We start from the raw sequence: 17,701 nt of genomic DNA, 5'->3' as shown, positions 1-17,701 counted from the left end.
ACTAAAACGATTATCAATCCACCTATGTATTGGGTTTATCGGTAAGCCTTCAGTCTTATATCAAAGGGTATAGATACGAACGTCGCGGCACGAAAAATGCCGCGGCCCTTTCGCGCCGCGGCAGATTTAAACTTGTCGAAGGAAATAGGTTTGGACGATCAGGACCGCCCGTAACCGCCTGATGGTTCGACCAGCTCGGAAAACGGAAGGCCAGGCGCGTCGTCGTTGGCGCGCTGCTGCTGGATGTTTTGCAGGGCCCGAACTGCGGCCACGCGATTGTGGACGCCCAGAGCGCGATAGGCGGCGTTCACATGCACTTTTACGGTACCCTCGCAAATGCCCAGTTCGCGCGCGATTTCCTTGTTCGATTTTCCCATGGCCATGACAGCCATGACCTTGCGCTGGCGGCGCGTCAGCTTTCCGATAGGCGGTGTTCGCGGTGCATCGGCCGACTGCTCGATCGTCAACTTGCACAGGTACGGCCGGCCATCGGCGATCACATCGACCGCCTCGACGATCTCCTCTGCGGAGCGGGACTTTGCCATGCATCCCATGACGCCGGACGCCAGGTATTCGAGAGCAACCTCCCGAGTGGCAACATCGACGAGAACACACAGCTTTGTTCCGGGATGCCGCCGCATCAGATCCGAGATTCCGTCAGGCCCCTCGAGCCCTGCGAGGTGAATATCGACGACCAGAACCGACTCCTCTTCCATCGGAAGCAGGCCGGCCAAGTCGGCGAAGTTCGCTATTTCCGTAGTGGACTCGGTACACCCCGACGATTCGAGAAGTGACTTCAGCCCGATACGGCTCAAAGCATCGCTGTCCGCGATAACGATAGATTCAATGGTCATAACCCGCCCCAATGATTTGCTACACGAGGCGACCCGCGAGATTATCGGTGCGACATTATATCGCCGTGAACTCTTGATCCCGGCCCTAATTTAGACGTTGCTAAATTAGGTAATACGTAATTTTTATTATTACGCTTTATCTATTACCAGACACGGCACGTCTATACAACATATGGTTGGGTTCCCATAATGCAACGCTTCGTTGCCATTGTCGAACCCAACAAGCATTTTCTCATTGTTTCAGGCAATTGGTCTCGCGCAAGGCTCCTTTCACCGACGCCTGCTTACGCGCAAAAAGAGGCGAATCCTGCGTGAAGATTCGCCTCTCGACCCGTGATTTTAATCGATTCCGGGCTGCAGCCCATCTTTGTGGAGCTCCGAGTCGCGGGATCAGACGTCGCCGCCGCAGGCGCCCCTCAGATATCGTTTCTTAGCTGCAGCAAAGTCCACGGTCTTGCGTTCGGCCGCTGCCAACTCCCTCACTAGCGATACCAGAGCGTCTGCCCCCATATCGTGATAGCCGTAGGCCGCGACGAAAGTATCCCTTCCGAGAAGGTATACCATCGAGCTGTGATTGATGCTCATGGTCTTCTCTCCGCGATGCGGAGTGGTATGTTCGCGAAGAACATGGAAAGCCATAGTCGCCTGGGCGAGCTGTGCGCGGTTTCCGCTCAAGACATCGAGTTGGCCAGCGTGGCGCTCGTAGAGATCCGACTGGGCCATCCGCATGGCCCAGTTGTAGGAATGTGCGTGCTCCTCAGGCGCCAAACGGATAGGCTGCGGCGGAGCCACGGGGTGGACCTCGATATCGACGAAGGCTGCGCGGGCTGCATAGCCTGAATCGCGCAACTCGCTGGCCGCTCTTGCCAGCATGGGTGCGGCTTCGCGACACGATCCCTGACAGCGTGCATAGCCGAAATAGAGCATGGTCCACCGACCGAGAAAATACGATCGGTCGATCTTACGGTCGCGCCAGTCGGTATAGTCGAACCAGCCGCCCATTTCGTCGGGCGAGACCTGGGCGCTGCCGAATAGCGTCGACGATTGTTCGAGCGCGTCGCGTTCTTCTTCCGAGACCACATAGGAGTCCGAGATGCGGATGGGTGAATGTCTCATACTACCCTGATCCTTCCCTTGAACCGGCCATTGCCGTTGTTATGAATTTTGTGAGTGATCCAGTCGCGGAATTCGAAGAAGACCGGGAAATAGCCCTTCTTGGTTGGCTGGACGATAAAATCGTATCGCTGCGCGGTGACGAGCTCGATCGTGGTTCCAGCCGGCAAGATGCGCGTGGCATTGCACCAGGCCGACCGCCCCCAGTAAACGCCGTCTTGTCCTACGATTTCGACATCCATCGTAAATTTGACCCGCAACACGGTGTAGCTGGCGTTGATCAGGCGAATGAGAACCCTCTCGCCCACCTCGGCCACCACTTCCGTCTTCGGATTGAAATGCGCCGTATGACCCCACTGTCCGGAAAGGAGGAAATACTCCGGATTGTAATCGTTGAGCCCTACGTCGAGCCCGCATAAGCCCGCGTCGTGGCCTTCGATTGCATGCCACCGCGGATCGGCCGCGTGTGCTGCCCAGATCATCTCTTTATCGTAGGTTGGCCCATCGAGGTAAAGGTGATTGAGACCATCCCCCTCGGGGGGTGGATCGACGATCAGCGCCCCCCACATGCCAAGTTCGAAATGCAGGACAGTGTTGACATGGCAGTGGTAAAAGAAGGTGCCCGCCCGGTTCGGTCGCCATTGATACGTGTAGGAATCACCGACCTCGAAAGAGACGTGACCAACACCATCGTTGGCGGTGGTCGGTTCGATCCCATGATGATGTATCGTATGGGCCCCTTTTGCCGTCTCCAGATGTGTATGAACGATTTGCCCGGCCGTCACACGCATGACCGGCGCGGGATGCTCCAGCCTTTGGAACGGCTTGTTGGGATCCGTGTCGCGAAAGGTCCAGAACTCCAACTCCCTCCCGTCGGGGGCTCTTCGGTCGAAGTTTTCGGCGCCAAGGCGCCATATCTCCACGTCCGGTTCGCGCCGGTCGGGCGTCAGAGGGGCGGCTTTGAAAACGTTGCAGCCGAAGGTCTCGTAGGTGATCGCCTCGCCTTGTGCTGTATCTTCCCAATCAAACATGGTCTGCTCCAGGCCTATTCCGGCTCATAGGGGTGCTGTCATTTCCCAGTGGGTGACCGCACCCTGGGGGTAGTTTCCACCGCCAGCGGTCTGCGAAAGCTCGAAATGGCAGTGCATCACATAGCGAAGCGGAAACGGCTCATCGACGGGAGGCCAGGCCCCGTCAGGAATGTCCGACGGCTTCTCGAACGGCAGCAACATGTCGCGGATCTGCATCGGTCGCAGGTGCCAGGTGTCCACCTCATAGATATTATCGGATATATGGCGATTGCCCTGCCAATCGGTTTCCGACAGTTCGAAGGGATGATTGCCGTGACAATGCGCGGCGTGATTTGCCAGCCCGGCGTTCATCGTGCGCAAGAGGCATGGATCGCCCTGCCTCCCCGAAGGCATGATCCGCCCGGCCCGACCATCATGCAGATCGTTGCCTTCTTCGTGATGGTTGGCGGTATCGAAACCGGAAAGCCCGTTAATGGTGAAATAGCGCGGCTTGAAATTGTCCCGTATCGTACGGGGGTCCACGCTTTCTCCAGCAGCCATCCTCGCATTCAACGAAGGATCGATCTGGGAGAATAGCCAAAGCTTTTCGTGGTCCAAATCACGACCTAGCCATGGCGAGCCTGGAAAGCGCTCGTTGTTGCCAAACGCATCGAACAAAGCCTGGAGCTGCGGATTTTGATCGGCCAGCGAGTAAGGTGTCTCGGCCCCTGCCGGGGTACGGCCTTGATCGGAAGGTTCGACGATAAAGGCGCCATGCAACCCCATCAGCCGGTTCAGGGGCCCCATCGATCCGTCGAGATACATGTAGGATCCGCCGGTGGGTGCCGTGAAAGTCGTAGTCCCTGTTTCACCAGGCTGCATCGGGGATATGTAGGAGTTGGGTACGCCGTAGATGACAAAACTGTGCGGACGATAATGATCGTTATTGGTCACCGTAATGGTGATTTGCTCGCCTTCGTCGACGCGCAGTTCCGGACTGTGATTATCGAAGCCGCGAAAGAACTGGAGCGAATAGACTTCCGAGCCGTCGATGAGCGCAACATTGCATTCTTCGATCGTCAGCTCGAAATGCGTCTCGGTATTGGTGGCGGTGGCCTTCAGCCGCGAAGGCGCAACTCCCATCGCTGCGACGGTGCCGCCGACTGCGCTCAATTGTAGGAAACTACGCCTCTTCATCTTACCCACCCATATGGTTGGCGAGATGCTGATAAGATTCCTGTTGCCCCAAGTCAGGGACCGCAGAGATCGCACCAGCATTGCCGCCTGGTCGTCCTGCGGGCTGTTCTTCTTGAACGGCGATCCTGTTTTTGCCCCGAGTTCCGCTTGAGGAAACTCATACCGTTGCAAATAGCTTAACCTTCGCAGGTCGCGCAATTCGCCATACGGCCTAGTGCTAGAGACATATACCCATGGTTATATGGGCTTTGTTGGGGCCTATACGGCCATGACTGTGCTGACCGATCGGCGCCCGCCTTCGCGGCCAAGATGGACGACGAGATCGACCGAGCGACGCACGTACTGGACGATATCTTCCCACGCCATCCGCGGGCCTGTCTGAAGGACGAGCAGCGCCATCTGGTCGATCGCCCGCTCGGGCGAATCGGCGTGGATCGTGCAGAGTGATCCGGGGTGCCCGGTGTTGGCCGCACGCAGGAAAGTCATCGCTTCGCTCCCGCGCACTTCCCCCAGGATGATCCGGTCGGGTCGCATACGCAGCGACGCAACGAGCAAGTCTTCCGGAGTGACATCGGCCTCACCCATCGAACCGCGGGCGGCGACGAGGCCGACGGCGTTGGGATGGACGAGGCGAAGCTCGGGCGTATCCTCGATCAGCACCAGCCTTTCCTGCGGCGGTATCTCGGCGAGCAGCGCGTTGAGCATGGTTGTCTTGCCTGTCGATGCGCCACCGCACACGAGAATTGTCTTTCGCTGCACCACAGCCGCGCGGAGCATTTCCTCGGCATTATCATAATCGCTCGGATCGAATGGGCGTTCGCCGGGTTGGTCGGCTCTCGTCACTTCAACCCTGTCCAGGGATCCCATGCGGCTCATGTCGCTCAACGACAGATCGGACATCACGTGCTTTCGAATTGCCAGCGCGATATCCTCCCGCGTCGCAGGCGGCAGGATAATCTGGATACGCGAGCCATCCGGCAGGTTCGCAGCGAGGAGCGGGTTCTCACGGCTGATTCCCTGCGCGCAATGGGCCGCTACCTGTCGGGCGAGCCGCGCAAGCACGCGGTCGGAAAGTCCCGCCGCCTCGTGGCACTCGATCTGCCCTCCGAGCCGCTCAGTCCATACTTCGCCCGGCCGGTTCACGTAGATGTCGGTCACGTCGTCCTGCGACAGAAACGGCCCCAAGGGGGCGAGAAATGTGTCGAGATAGACTTGCTGCGACATCCCGCCCCTCAGCGAGCTTGCCGCGAAAAGTCGAGATCGTGCGCTACGAAAACCGAGACACTGGTCCCGTGCTTGATCTTTAGCGTGGGCTGGAAATCCTGGTTCGGATTGGGATCGAGCTGGGCGGATGGCGGCATCTGGACGATCACGGTATCGCCGCCCACTTCGCGACCCGCAACCTGCACCCCGACATCCAGGATCGACCGCATCAGCGCATCGCCGAAGCGCCCGAAGAAATGCGAATCAACCTTGCCCTTCACGCCCGCCCGACCGAGCGGATCGGCCGAGGGGGAATCCAGTTCCATGATAACGCCTTCGGGCAGCATCAGGCGGGTCCACTGGACCAGCGCGCGTTTTTCACCACGGGCAAGCCCGGCCTGATAGGTCCCGAACAATCGGCTGCCTTTCGGGATCAGCACCCGCGATCCGTCGAAACTGCTGACATCGCGCGAGACGATCGCGCGAACCGCCCCGGGCCGTGTGGAATCGAGCGCGGATTCGAGCACCGCGTGAATAACGGTGCCCTTGGGGATGGTGGTCGACGGATTATCGAAGCGCACGAGGTACTTTCGCTCGGTCTCGCTCGGTGCTGCCAAGGCCGGCTCGGGGTTCGCCGGATTCGCAGGACGCTCCACACGGCGCGGTGTGGGTCTTGTCACTTCGCGCAAGGAAGGCGGTGGCGGCTCCTCGACATAATTTTCGTCGGGAGGGGGTACTGGTCGAGAAGGTCGCCTGACGGGTTGCGTACGCGGTAAGGAGACGATCGGAGGCGGGGGTAAAGCTTCGGGTTCGGGAGGCAGGAGCAGGCCGAAGTCCGGCGGGGCCTCGCGCTCGGCCGGAACTACCAGCTCCGGCGGAGAGGAAATGCGCCCGGCCCCTTCCTCCGTAGGAACCATGACGTCGGGGCTGGCGAGTGAATTCCGCCGCGCCTCGAGAGCATAGAAAAGCAACGCCGCAACCAGAGCCATGGCCCCTGCGAAAATCCATACGCTGGAATTACCGGCGCGTCCGGCGACCAGGGGAAGCGTGCGGCTGCTTTCCGGCTTAGCGACGGTGTCCTCGGTCATCGCCGGCCTCCGTCGCGCCGGCGCTTCGCCCGCGCTTTTTCCTTGTCGATGCGGAAGACGAGCTCGGCATAGACGCGGTCGATGGTGTAAACGCCGCCGCGCATATAACCTTCGACCATCTCTTCCTTGCCTGATGGGCCAATGGCGAACACGGCGGGCATGGCCTGTTCCTCGCCCCAGATTAGATAGGTTTTGGTGCCATCGTCCGAAATTGCGGCCGGCCTCACCGCGCGATCACCACGCAGGCGATATTGGCCGGTGTCCGGCGGGACCTCCTGTGGTTGCGAGCTACCGCCTGCAACCGGCGACTGCGCCCCGCCGACTTGCACCACCAACGGCGCCTCGCCTGCCTGCACGGGAACGAGATCGAACTCGTAAATTCCGCCCAGGGTTTCGACCGTCATCTGGGCAAAGCCGATTTCGCTTTCGGGCACCAATACGAGGCTGTCCCCCGACATGGAAACACCGGGCCGGTAGATGGCGGGATCGCTGACCGTCACGTCGATGATCTGCTCGCCTTGCGGAAATAGGATCGTCTGCGGCGTGCGCAGCGCCGTATGGAGTGTCAGCCGCGCATCGCCGGAGACGAAAAGCATCGTCACGCGCGCATCTTCCTGCGCGAGCGTCCTTCCCGGCAAGGACACAGCGCACAGGGCAAGCAGGATCACGAGTGTCCTCACGGCATCTCCTCCGCTTCGACCTCTGCTTCATCCGCACTGCCCGGACGAGGGATCACGATGTCCGGCCTGTCCGCCGCAGGGAGATAGGCCGGCGCGGAAGCGGGCGTATCGCCGAGATATTCGGCATCGCGGCGATAACGCATGACCTGGAAGCCCAGCGGATTGACCAGCCGGTCCTCCGCCGTCATCGCCTCGCCCGAGAAACGGTAGCGCACGACCGAAGCCCAGGACTGCGGCGCCTGCCGCTGGCCACCCGGATCGGTGCGATAGGTGGCGTAGCGGACCAGCGCCGTGTCCGCGTTGATCGAGGAGATCGAGCGGATCTCCACTTCGATCCGCGCCTGACGCGGCAGGGTGGCGAGCTTGCTCGACGGGTTGCTCGCCTGCGCTTCGGCGACGTAGCGTCTCCGTGCTTCGCCGCCGGACCACAGCGCAACGCGGCGATAGTCTTCCTGCAGCGTATCGATATCGAAGCCTTCGCGCGCGATGACATATTGCGCGAGAAAAGAGCGCGCCATCGCTTGACCCGGAGTAATCGATTCCCCTTCGATCGGATCGAGCGCCTGGATGTAACCGGTCTGGCGGTCGACCAGCAGCGTGTAGGGCTGAACGGTCTTCAGCGGCAGCATCACGACGATGGCCACAGCCTCGAGCAGCGCGATCACGCCCAGCGCCGCCGCCACCATCCACGCAGTCTTGCGCGAAGACGCCAGCGCCTCGTCGCGATCGGCCGACCAGCTTTGCGCCTCGCGGTAATAGCCACGCAGCGGGCTGTCGGTTTCCTCTTCCGCCTCGCTCAATTCCCTGACCTCGCTGAACTGGTTCATCGTGCCTCATCCCTGTTGGTGCGGGACCGCGACGACGACATTCCCGAGCTTCTGTGCGTGCTGCCGAGCGGTTGGGGCCGCTGGATCACCTGGGTGGCCTGCTGCGCCGGTGCGGCGCTGCGCTGTCCGGGCGCCTGTTCCAGCAGGGCCACGGAAGGGTCGCGACCGAAGCGCTGGTCGCGCTCGATCGTGCGCGCCACCGAGGCCGCCACTGCGGGACCGTGCAGCAGTCGGTCCTCGCGCGTGCTGGTCGAGACAGTCTGGTAACTGAGCACCTCGCGCCTGCCCTGCGGCGCTTCGGTAGAGTTGCGCGCGAAAAGCCTGGCCGAAAGCGAGGAGTTGAAGGCAATCCAGGCTGCGAAAGCGATCGCGCCGAAGCACATCAGCGCGAAGGCCAGCGTCATCGTCAGCCCCTCGGTTGGTGCGGACAGCGTCGGCTGGTCGGCAGCGCGTAGCTGGATCACGCCCTGCAACCACGGCTCCATCAGCGCGAGCTGGACGGAGAGGAGGAGCGAGACGAGGATGGTCGCCAGAAAGACAGCCACCAACCCCTTCGCCCAGCCGGTGAAGATCGAGCGGGTGAAGCCGAACAGCAGCAGCCCCGCCACCAGAGGCGCCAACGCCAGCAATATACCACCCGTCAGCCGCACCAGCGACAGCGGGCCGAGCGTGCCGGTGAGGAAGGCGCTGCGGGTAAAGCCCAGCTGGAACCAGTCGCCCTGCTGCACTCCTCGCCGCCCCGCCCCGCGCTTGTTCATCAGCGCAAGTCCCTCGTCCACGTTCTGGAGCCGGCTGGCGAGGCTGCCGTCCGACCCGGGCAGCTCGGCCGAACCGCCCACCGTCTGGACGATTTCGGCAGGGCCGCTCACCACCACATCGTAAGCGATGGCCTTGAACGCCGGCCAGCTGGTCGCCAGCGTCAGGACGATCACCAGCCGGAGCGCGTGGCTCGCCAGATCGTGGCCGAAGATCGGGTAGCCGAGCGCGATGCGCAGGCCGAACAGCGCCACGAAGATCACCAGCACGGCGGTCAGCGCCACCGAAAGGGTGGAGCCGGGTTCGGACAGCGCCATGTAACCGAAGCTACCGATCGACTGCGCCTGGCAATCGACGTGCTCGAGCGCGCTTTCGAGATAGCGTTCGCCGGTGCGGATGGCGTTACAGGCCATGGTCAGACCCTCTCCATCAGCGGGGCCAGCCAGCCCTCGGGATCGGTGCCGGTTTCCTTGACCAGCTCGTCGAACACGCGGACCGTGCTTTCCCGGCCCGACAGGATCGTGAGCATGTCCTTCTCGCCCTCGAGATTGAGGCGCGCGACCACGCTTTCGTTGCCGCGCTTGATCAGGAAGCAGTGCGACTGGTCGGGCAGCTTGCGGACCAGCTCCAGCTCGTGCGGGGTGAGGCCGAAGCCGTCGATGTAATCCTCTTCGCGGGCCTTGGGATTGACCATGAAGATCTGCACCGCGGCCTGTTCGATGATCGCGCTGGCGATCTGGCTCTCCAACGCATCGCGCGCGCTTTGCGTGGCGAAGCCGACGATGCCGTTGCGCTTGCGGACGGTCTTTTCCCAGTCCTTGATCCGGCGCACGAAGACCTCGTCGTCGAGCGCCTTCCAGCCTTCGTCGACCACGATAATCGTGGGCGATCCGTCGAGCCGTTCCTCCACCCGGTGGAAGAAATAGAGCAGCGCAGGCGTGCGTTCGACCGGATCGTCGAGCAGCGCGGTGATGTCGAAACCGATGGTCCGGGCGGCAAGGTCGGTGCGGTCGATCGCGTTGTCGAACAGCCAGGCGCGCTTTCCCTCGCCCCACCACGGCTTCATGCGCGAATAGAGATCACCCGCCTTCGGCCTGGTCTGGCCGCGCAGCAGTTCGACGAGGTTGCGCAGGCGGCGGTGCTCGTCGGCCTGCTCGAAATTCGCGTCCACCGCATCGCTGATGAGTTCCGCTTCCTCGGTGTTCGCGCCGCCTGCCAGAAGCGTCAGCCAATCGACGAGGAACTGGCGGTTGGCGGGCGTGTCTTCGATCTGCAACGGGTTGAGGTCGGAGGACACGCCGGGGCGCAGCCGGTCGTATTGGCCACCGATCGCGCGCACGAACAGCTCTGCGCCGCGATCCTTGTCGAAGAAGATGATCCGCGGATTGATCCTGCGCGCCTGCGCGAGGAGGAAGTTGAGCACCACGGTCTTGCCAGAACCAGACGGCCCGATGACGGTGAAATTGCCGAGGTCGTTCAGGTGGAAGCTGAAAAAATAGGGCCCCGCTGCCGTGGTCTCGAAAAGCGTGATCGCATCGCCCCAGTGGTTGCCATGCGCCTGCCCGACGGGGAAATTGTGGAGGCTAGCCAGCCCTGCGAAATTGCGCGTCGAGACGAGGCCCTTGCGAGGGATATACTTGAAGTTGCCGGGGAACTGCGCCCAGAAGGACGGCTCCAGCGCGATCTCCTCGCGCACGCCGACCACGCCCAGATCGGCGAGCGCGGCGATGACTTCGGCCACCTCGCGGTCGAGTTCCTCGAGGCTTTCGGCATGGACGGCGATGGTAGCGTGGTGCTGGCCGAAGCCCGCTCGCCCGGCGGCCACATCGTCCTTTGCGTTGGTAAGATCGTCGCGCAGCGACAGCGCCTCGTCGTCGGTGGAGCGCATCCGCCGCAGTACGTAGTTCATTTCCCGCAGAGCCTCGCCCCGCTCGACGAAGGCGAAGGACTGTGTGACCACCATCTCGAACGGCATGCGGTAAAGCTCGTCGAACATCCCCGGCATGGTCTGTGTCGGGTAGTCCTTGATCGAGACGATGGCCCCGAAGCTGCGGTCCACCCCGCCCAGTTCGTCGCGCTCGAAAGCGCGGTGGCCGAAGCTGACGCGGCGCGCTGGCAAATAGTCGTTCACCGGCCCGTGCGGCAGGGCGATGGGGCGCATCTCGGCGTTGTAGAGGTAGGAGAGGAATTCGAGCGGTTCGGAGCGATAGCCGCCCGGCGTGTCGTAGACGCTCAGCACATGCGGCGAATATTGCCCCAGCGCCGCGGTCAGCGCCTGTGTCGCACTATGCAGCGAACGCAATTCGCCGGCGCGTTGGGCCTCGCGATCGGCGGCGACTTGCCGCTTGAGGAAGCTTCGCGCTCTGTCGAGCAGCCCCACGCGCCCCTGCATCGGGCGGCGCACGATGGTGAGGAACAGGTCGTTCACATACATCTTGCGCGCCGACAGCCGCTCGCGCCAGCGGCGGTCGAGCGTGCGCGAGAACTGGTCGGGAAACTCGCCTTCCATCACGTCTTCCGCCCGGCGGCGCAGGACATGGTGGTAGATTGCAAATTGTGAGGAGCCGACCGCGCGCATCATCGCGTCGCGCAGTTCTGCGCGGTAATTGAGTTCGGCCGTGTCGGAAGTTTCGAACAGGAAGCCGCCCAGCCGGATCGTCTGCATCAGCAGGCCGTCGCGCGTCTCCAGCGTCACGTCATCGACATGCGCGAGATAGGGCAGGTGCTCCCCGGCACCCTTCTCGCGCGCGGCGGCACGAGAATCTAGGGTCAGGCGCTCAGCAAGTGGCATCCGCTGTGGCCGTGCTTGGGACGGTGAGCAGGGTCATCGTCCTTAAGCGCACGCGACCACACGCGCTGGGTTTTGCGAATCGCGACGTCCGGTTTTCCGGTATGCGCCCGATTTATGGAGCGAGATGCTGCGGCCACGTTATCCTCCCGCCGCAGAACGGATGCCGCCGACGATGGTCGCGGCACCGAAGAGGATGAAGCAGCCGAGGATCACAACGGCGCCATGGCGCCAGTTGATGCGGCCGGTAAGCATGGCGAAGCCGACGGCGGCCACCGCAATGACGGCGGCAACCGTGGCCGCAGTGCCGAGCAGCGTGCCCTGCAACCAGGACAGCGCATCGACAATCACACTCGAGCCTTCGGGATCGGGAATGGCCGCCGACACCGAACTCGCGGTCAGCGCAGCAAGCAGTACTGCAGGCGTTTTCCAAATCGAATGAGCCAAGGCCACCACCCCCGTGATATTAGGACCTTGTCGGAAGCTGCCACGGTTATTGCTTTTGAGTCAACGATTTTGCCTAGAATGCACCCTTTCGGGACAAAGCCTTACAATCGGAATATGACGTAAGATATATATAGAATGTCGTAGGAAGTGATCACGCGTCGCTAGGACAGTCTCAGCGATGCCATCGGGGGCTCGTATTGGTGGACCGCTGGCTTTCCTTCTTTCGGTCCGATCAATACTTCAAAGACGACTGGCGGCGACTTCGGCTCGACTTCTTCTTTTGCCTAAGCGGTGTTATGAAAACCGACCGAATGTTAGGGGGACAGGATTCGCATGCCTGATCGGTTGAACCAAGACGCCGTTTTCGTAGCGCTTACGCGGCCGCAGATGTTTGCGGGCGTGACCTTCACCTTTTTCGTGATCAACGCGATCCTGGCGGTCGAGCTCTTCCTGATCTTCCGCGCTTGGTGGGTGATCCTGATCGCACTGGCCGTCCACGCGCTTGGCGTCCTCGCATGCCTGCGCGAAGCGCGCATTTTCGATCTGTGGCTGACCAAGGTCCGCACCTGCCCCCGGGTGAAAAACTATCGCTTATGGCGGTGCAATTCCTACCGGCCCTGAGCTTCCCACCTGTCCATAGCAAAAGGGCCGCAGCGTTCCTTACGCCGCGGCCCCCAGTTTGTTTGTGCCCTAAGACTCAGAACGGGATGTCGTCGTCGAGATCGTCGTAGTTGGAGCCGCCGCCCTGGCTTCCGCCCGACTGACCGCCGCCGCTGCGCCAGTTGTCGCCGCCTCCGGAGCTCTGGCCACCACCGAAGCCGCCGCCCGATCCCTGGCCGCCGCCACCGCCGCCGCCCGCGCCACCTTGCGGGCCGTCGAGCATCGTCAGCGTTCCGTTGAAGCCACGCAGCACGACTTCGGTCGAATAGCGGTCGTTACCCTGCTGGTCCTGCCATTTGCGGGTTTGCAGCTGGCCTTCGATGAAGACCTTGCTGCCCTTGCGCAGGAAGCGTTCGACAACATTGATGAGGCCTTCGGAAAAGATCGAGACGGTGTGCCATTCGGTCCGTTCCTGACGCTCGCCGGTGTTGCGGTCCTTCCACTGCTCGCTGGTCGCGATACGCAGGTTGGCGACCTTTCCACCATTGGGGAAGCTGCGGATTTCCGGGTCTGCGCCCAGGTTTCCGATCAGCATGACTTTGTTGAGGCTACCGGCCATCGATTCGTTCCTTCGTAACTTTCGGCGCTTGGCCTAACGGGCGAAGCGAGTCGGTTCTAGGGCGCAGGCGAGCTTTCCACCGAAGAGAGCTAAAGCCCGAGGCTGAGCGCGACCCAGTAGGTTGCCCCGGCCGCAATCCACGCGAGCGCGAAGAGATAGACCAGCATGACGATGGGCCATTTCCATCCGTTCGTCTCGCGCCGGGCGACCGCGATGGTCGACAGGCATTGCGGGGCGAAGACGAACCACGCGAGGAAGGCGAGCGCGGTGGGCAGGCTCCACAAGGCGGCGATCTTGGCGGTCACCCCTTGCGCGGCGACATCCTCGTCCTCGGCGTCCACGGCGTAGGTCGTGGCGAGTGCCGAGACGGCGACTTCGCGCGCGGCGATGGCGGGGACCAGCGCAAGGCTCATCTCGCGATTGAATCCGACCGGTTCCAGCACCGGGTGGATGGTATCGGCCACCGCGCCGGCATAGCTCGCGTCGAGCTGGCTCTCGCCCGGCTCGGCCTTGGGGAAGGACAGCAGCACCCACAACGCGATGGTGGCGACGAAGATAATCGTGCCCGCCCGGCGCAGGAAAACCCAGGCACGCTGCCACAGGCCGATGGCGAGGTCCTTGAGGCGCGGCAACTGGTAACGCGGCAGCTCCATGATGAAGCCCGAGGCCGCGCCCTTGGTCACCGTGCGGCGCAGAACCAGCGCGACCACCATCGCACCGATGATACCAGCGACATAAAGCGCGAAGAGCACGAGGCCCTGCAGGCCCACGCCCGGCCCGACGCTCGTCTCCGGGATGACGGCGGCGATGATCACGGCATAGACCGGGAGGCGCGCCGAACAGGTCATCAGCGGGGCGATCAGGATCGTGGTCAGCCGGTCCTTGGGGTCGGAAATGCTGCGCGTCGCCATGATGCCTGGAATGGCGCAGGCGAAGCTGGAAAGCAGCGGGATGAAGCTTTTGCCCGAAAGGCCCACGCCCGCCATCAGCCGGTCCATCAGGAAGGCGGCGCGCGCCATGTAGCCGCTCGCTTCCATCACGAGGATGAAGGCGAAGAGGATGACGATCTGCGGCAGGAAGACGACCACCGAGCCGACACCGGCCAGTACGCCTTCGGTCAGGAAATCGCGGAAGAGGCCGGGGGCCATGGTCTCGGTGACGCCCTGCGAGATCACGCCCACCCCGCCTTCCAGCGCATCTGCAAACGGCGTCGCCCAGGCGAAGACCGCCTGGAAGATGACGAACAACAGGCCGAACAGGATGACCGGGCCGAGCCAAGGGTTGAGCAGGACCTTGTCGACCCCGTTCTCGATCGTGTGGCGAGTCGATTTCGACAGGATCGCGCCCTTGGCCATGTGCTTGGCCGACAGGCGGCGTTCGGGCAGCGTTAGGTGCCAGCGGCGGTGCGCTTCCTCGTCCGCATGGGTCTCGGCCTCGGCAATCGCGGCGTTCAGCTCGTTGATGCCGCGGCGGCGCACCGCCACGGTCGGGATGACCGGCACGCCGAGCGATTCGGACAGCGCCTGCGGGTCGAGGGTCAGTCCGTCGCGCTCGGCAAGGTCGACCATGTTGAGCGCGACCACGGTGGGCCGTCCCAATTCGAGCACTTCCTGCGCGAAGACGAGATGCTGTTCGAGATTGGCCGCGTCGATCACGATGACCAGCACGTCGGGCACGGCCTCGCCTTCGAACGTGCCCTTCACCACGTCACGGGTGACGGCTTCGTCCGGGCTGGCCGCGTCGAAGCTGTAGGAGCCGGGCAGGTCGAGCAGTTCGACCGGCTCGCCATTCGGCAGGGTCATGCGCCCCGCTTTGCGCTCCACGGTGACGCCGGCGTAATTGGCGATCTTCTGGCGCGCGCCGGTCAGCGCATTGAACAGCGCCGATTTGCCCGAATTGGGATTGCCGACAAGGGCTGCGGTACGTTTCCGGCTCATGCGGCCTCCACGCTAATGGCCCGCGCATGGGCGCGGCGGACGGCGATGGTCATGTTGCCAAGACGCATGGCGATGGGGTCGCGCGTGCCGAAGACGCCGCGGTGGAGAATGGCGACTTCAGCCCCTTCATCCACGCCGAGCGCTTTCAGGCGCTTGCCCTCAGCCTCGGCCAGGGAGGCCCAGTCCACGCCGGTAATGCGCGCATTCCGCCCGCTGTCGAAACCGTCCAAAGTCATGCGCCCCGCCCTGTCAGAGCGCGGCGCTAATTGCAACTGGTTATCAATAGCGTTTTAGCGCGCCGGATAGCGCAGGCGGCCGAGGAAGCGGGTGACGCTGAAACTCTCGCGATCGGGGTTGAGCCACTTGGCCTTGACCTTCTCGAACTGCATCACGCCTTCGATCCGGCGGTCGAGGAAGGCGCGGGTCTCGGCCTTGTCCTCGCTCCTATCGTCGACGAAGACCGCCAGCGTCGCGCCGTAGATCGAGGCGAGGATCGCGCGCTTGGTGTAGTGGTTATAATCGGTCGCCGTATCGCCCGCGAGCCGCCACATGAGGTCGGCGGTCTGCCAGCCGCGCTTTGTCGAGCGCACGACGTTCTGCGGCATGGCCATGATGGCCAGCGCGCGGCGCAGCGCTTCTTCCTGACCTGCCACCGCGTCGAGGCGGAACTGGACCAAAGCGCGGATCCGCTCGCGGATCTTCATCGCCGCGATCACCTCCTCGGAGAAGGCGGCGGCCATGGCCATGTCGACCGCTTCGATCCAGGCGAAAACCATGTCGATCGCGCCGCCCTTGAAAGCGAGCCGCGCCACGTCGGGATCGGCGCCCATCTGCTCGGCCGCCATGGCCAGCGCCTCGTCGCTCCAGCCGTCGAACACGGCGGCATCGGCGATGGCCGGGGCCAGCGCGAGGCGCAGCTCGTCGAGCGTCAGGTCGGCGATGTCGGGGGTGTCGGCGTCCATTAGCTCGGCCCGTAGGTTTCGGCGTCGTCCTCGTCCGAGGTCTCACCCTTCTCGATCGCGTCGAGCGTGCCCGAGCGGGCGCCCATCAGCGTGGCGTAATCGCGCGCGGAACGGCCCGAATTGTCGGTGCGGTCGGCGTTCGCACCCTGTGCGACCAGCAGTTCGATCATTTTGAGATCGCGGCGATGGACCGCGCTGATAAGCGGTGTTTCGCCCGTAACGTCGGAAACGTCGACATCCGCTCCCCCTTGGATCAAGCGTTCGACACCCTCGATAAAGCCAAGCTGTGCAGCGAGCTGAAGCGGATAGACGCCATTTTTGTCGGCGATATTGGGATTGGCGCCGCGCTGCAGGAGGAATTTCACCCAAGTCAGGTCGCGCCGCTGGACCACGGCGTGTAGCGCGGTTTCGCCCGTGCCGATTTCGCGCGCGTTGACGATGGTGTTGCCCGGCTCGTCGAGCATCTGCGTCGCCACCGTGCCGTCACGGTCGCGCACCGCCTTGATGAACTTGTAGCCATCGGTCTGGAACTGCGCCGCCAGCGGGCTCGCCAGCATGGCCAGCACCGCGCCTGCAACGACGACACCTTGTTTGATTCCGCTGCGCACTGACACTCTACTCCGCTCGATTATTCGCAATTTCGTGGGGGTCGCACCCTTGAATGCGCGCCGTTAGCAGACCATGAACCGTGCTGTCATGTCCTTCAAGTATGCAAGCCTGCCCGCCCTCCTCTTTCTCGCCGCCTGTTCGAGCGAAACGCCGGCACCGCCGCCCGAGGAAGGACCGCCGCTCGAAGGGGCGGCGCTGGGCGGGGATTTCACGCTTTTGGGCGAGGACGGCGAAGATGTCAGCTGGTCCGACTACGACGGCCAGTATCGCACGATCTACTTCGGTTACGCCTATTGCCCCGATGTCTGTCCGACCGACAACCAGCGCGCGATGGCCGGGCTGAAGGCGTTTGAGGAGGAAAACCCCGAGGCAGGCGCCAAGATCCAGCCGCTGTTCGTCAGCGTCGATCCCGAGCGCGACACGCCCGAAGTGCTGACCGAGTTCACCGACGCCTTCCACCCGCGACTCATCGGCATGACGGGAACCAAGGAACAGCTCGACGCTGCCGCTGCCGCCTTCGCCGTCTTCTATGGCCGGGGCGAGGATTCGCCCGGTGGCGGCTATCTCATAGAGCATTCCAACATCACCTATCTCTTCGGCCCCAATGGCGAGCCGCTGGCGACCCTGCCGACCGATGAAGGGCCCGAGGCCGTAGCCGCGGAATTGGCGAAATGGGTGAATTGAGAGATCGCTTCTGGGAAAGGCCGCTGGCCGATCTCAACCGGCAGGAATGGGAAGCGCTGTGCGATGGCTGCGGGCGCTGCTGCCTGCACAAGGTGGAATACGAGGACACGGGGGAGATCGAGGAAACCAATGTCGCCTGCACGCTGCTCGATTGCCGGACCGCGCGCTGCAAGGACTATGCGAACCGCAAGGCCTTCGTCCCCGACTGCCTACGCCTGACCCTCACACTGGTCGACCGCGTGCCCTGGCTGCCCGACACCTGCGCCTATCGCCGCCGCGCCGAGGATCGCCCCCTGCCCCGCTGGCATTACCTGCTGACGGGCGACC

19 protein-coding genes are annotated in these 17,701 nt (G+C 62.9%); 3 read left to right on the top strand and 16 right to left on the bottom strand.

The annotated features are described in order from the left end of the window. Positions 1 to 158 precede the first annotated feature (158 nt). From ED21_RS14280 to ED21_RS14230, 11 genes are all read right to left on the bottom strand, one after another. Positions 159 to 854: a response regulator transcription factor gene (locus ED21_RS14280; protein ID WP_006834641.1), complete on the bottom strand. Its 696-nt coding sequence runs from the start codon at positions 852 to 854 to the stop codon at positions 159 to 161. Between the two features lie 390 nt (positions 855 to 1,244). After that, on the bottom strand, positions 1,245 to 1,970 hold the full coding sequence (locus ED21_RS14275) for an SCO family protein (RefSeq protein ID WP_006834640.1): 726 nt from the start codon (positions 1,968 to 1,970) through the stop codon (positions 1,245 to 1,247). Beyond that, on the bottom strand, positions 1,967 to 2,998 hold the full coding sequence (locus ED21_RS14270; RefSeq protein WP_006834639.1) for a multicopper oxidase domain-containing protein: 1,032 nt from the start codon (positions 2,996 to 2,998) through the stop codon (positions 1,967 to 1,969). The genes ED21_RS14275 and ED21_RS14270 overlap by 4 nt, the downstream gene beginning before the upstream one ends. Positions 2,999 to 3,022: 24 nt before the next feature. Next, positions 3,023 to 4,372 carry a multicopper oxidase domain-containing protein gene (locus ED21_RS14265; protein WP_156787503.1) on the bottom strand — a complete coding sequence of 450 codons (1,350 nt, stop codon included), beginning with the start codon at positions 4,370 to 4,372 and terminating at the stop codon, positions 3,023 to 3,025. 60 nt (positions 4,373 to 4,432) lie between these two features. Continuing rightward, complete coding sequence (gene virB11, locus ED21_RS14260) at positions 4,433 to 5,398, bottom strand: P-type DNA transfer ATPase VirB11 (protein WP_006834637.1); 966 nt, start codon at positions 5,396 to 5,398, stop codon at positions 4,433 to 4,435. Positions 5,399 to 5,406: 8 nt separating this feature from the next. Continuing rightward, positions 5,407 to 6,465, bottom strand: a complete 1,059-nt coding sequence (locus ED21_RS15560; RefSeq protein ID WP_156787502.1) for a TrbI/VirB10 family protein — start codon at positions 6,463 to 6,465, stop codon at positions 5,407 to 5,409. Continuing rightward, positions 6,462 to 7,145, bottom strand: coding sequence for a TrbG/VirB9 family P-type conjugative transfer protein (locus tag ED21_RS14250; RefSeq protein WP_156787501.1), 684 nt, complete (start codon positions 7,143 to 7,145; stop codon positions 6,462 to 6,464). The genes ED21_RS15560 and ED21_RS14250 overlap by 4 nt, the downstream gene beginning before the upstream one ends. Further along, positions 7,142 to 7,972, bottom strand: coding sequence for a virB8 family protein (locus ED21_RS14245; protein WP_006834634.1), 831 nt, complete (start codon positions 7,970 to 7,972; stop codon positions 7,142 to 7,144). Before ED21_RS14245 ends, ED21_RS14250 begins: the two co-directional genes overlap by 4 nt. Next, complete coding sequence (locus tag ED21_RS14240; RefSeq protein WP_006834633.1) at positions 7,969 to 9,141, bottom strand: type IV secretion system protein; 1,173 nt, start codon at positions 9,139 to 9,141, stop codon at positions 7,969 to 7,971. Before ED21_RS14240 ends, ED21_RS14245 begins: the two co-directional genes overlap by 4 nt. A 2-nt stretch (positions 9,142 to 9,143) precedes the next feature. Then, positions 9,144 to 11,519 carry a VirB4 family type IV secretion/conjugal transfer ATPase gene (locus ED21_RS14235; RefSeq protein ID WP_006834632.1) on the bottom strand — a complete coding sequence of 792 codons (2,376 nt, stop codon included), beginning with the start codon at positions 11,517 to 11,519 and terminating at the stop codon, positions 9,144 to 9,146. A gap of 138 nt (positions 11,520 to 11,657) precedes the next feature. Continuing rightward, complete coding sequence (locus ED21_RS14230; protein WP_034922937.1) at positions 11,658 to 11,963, bottom strand: TrbC/VirB2 family protein; 306 nt, start codon at positions 11,961 to 11,963, stop codon at positions 11,658 to 11,660. A gap of 333 nt (positions 11,964 to 12,296) precedes the next feature. Here ED21_RS14230 and ED21_RS14225 point away from each other — a divergent pair, with 333 nt between their 5' ends. After that, complete coding sequence (locus ED21_RS14225) at positions 12,297 to 12,584, top strand: type IV secretion system protein VirB3 (RefSeq protein WP_034922927.1); 288 nt, start codon at positions 12,297 to 12,299, stop codon at positions 12,582 to 12,584. Positions 12,585 to 12,660: 76 nt separating this feature from the next. Here ED21_RS14225 and ssb read toward each other — a convergent pair whose 3' ends face one another. From ssb to ED21_RS14200, 5 genes are all read right to left on the bottom strand, one after another. Continuing rightward, positions 12,661 to 13,182, bottom strand: a complete 522-nt coding sequence (gene ssb / locus ED21_RS14220) for a single-stranded DNA-binding protein (protein ID WP_006834629.1) — start codon at positions 13,180 to 13,182, stop codon at positions 12,661 to 12,663. Between the two features lie 89 nt (positions 13,183 to 13,271). Further along, positions 13,272 to 15,119 carry a ferrous iron transporter B gene (locus tag ED21_RS14215; protein WP_006834628.1) on the bottom strand — a complete coding sequence of 616 codons (1,848 nt, stop codon included), beginning with the start codon at positions 15,117 to 15,119 and terminating at the stop codon, positions 13,272 to 13,274. Then, positions 15,116 to 15,355, bottom strand: a complete 240-nt coding sequence (locus tag ED21_RS14210) for a FeoA family protein (protein WP_006834627.1) — start codon at positions 15,353 to 15,355, stop codon at positions 15,116 to 15,118. The genes ED21_RS14215 and ED21_RS14210 overlap by 4 nt, the downstream gene beginning before the upstream one ends. Before the next feature lie 54 nt (positions 15,356 to 15,409). Next, the gene (locus tag ED21_RS14205) at positions 15,410 to 16,081 is read right to left on the bottom strand and encodes a COQ9 family protein (protein ID WP_006834626.1); all 672 of its coding nucleotides are present in this window, start codon (positions 16,079 to 16,081) and stop codon (positions 15,410 to 15,412) included. Further along, the gene (locus ED21_RS14200; protein WP_006834625.1) at positions 16,081 to 16,689 is read right to left on the bottom strand and encodes an ankyrin repeat domain-containing protein; all 609 of its coding nucleotides are present in this window, start codon (positions 16,687 to 16,689) and stop codon (positions 16,081 to 16,083) included. The genes ED21_RS14205 and ED21_RS14200 overlap by 1 nt, the downstream gene beginning before the upstream one ends. A 73-nt stretch (positions 16,690 to 16,762) precedes the next feature. Between ED21_RS14200 and ED21_RS14195 the strand changes: the two genes are divergently transcribed. Together ED21_RS14195 and ED21_RS14190 are read left to right on the top strand one after the other, a co-directional pair. Then, positions 16,763 to 17,374 carry an SCO family protein gene (locus tag ED21_RS14195; RefSeq protein WP_006834624.1) on the top strand — a complete coding sequence of 204 codons (612 nt, stop codon included), beginning with the start codon at positions 16,763 to 16,765 and terminating at the stop codon, positions 17,372 to 17,374. Beyond that, positions 17,362 to 17,701, top strand: a 340-nt coding sequence (locus ED21_RS14190; RefSeq protein WP_006834623.1) for a YkgJ family cysteine cluster protein, incomplete at its 3' end; no start/stop codon positions are given. The genes ED21_RS14195 and ED21_RS14190, both read left to right, overlap by 13 nt.

The sequence above is a fragment of the Erythrobacter sp. SD-21 genome (assembly GCF_000181515.1).
Classification (GTDB): Bacteria; Pseudomonadota; Alphaproteobacteria; order Sphingomonadales; family Sphingomonadaceae; genus Qipengyuania.
This window is presented reverse-complemented; position numbering and strand designations above follow the sequence as displayed.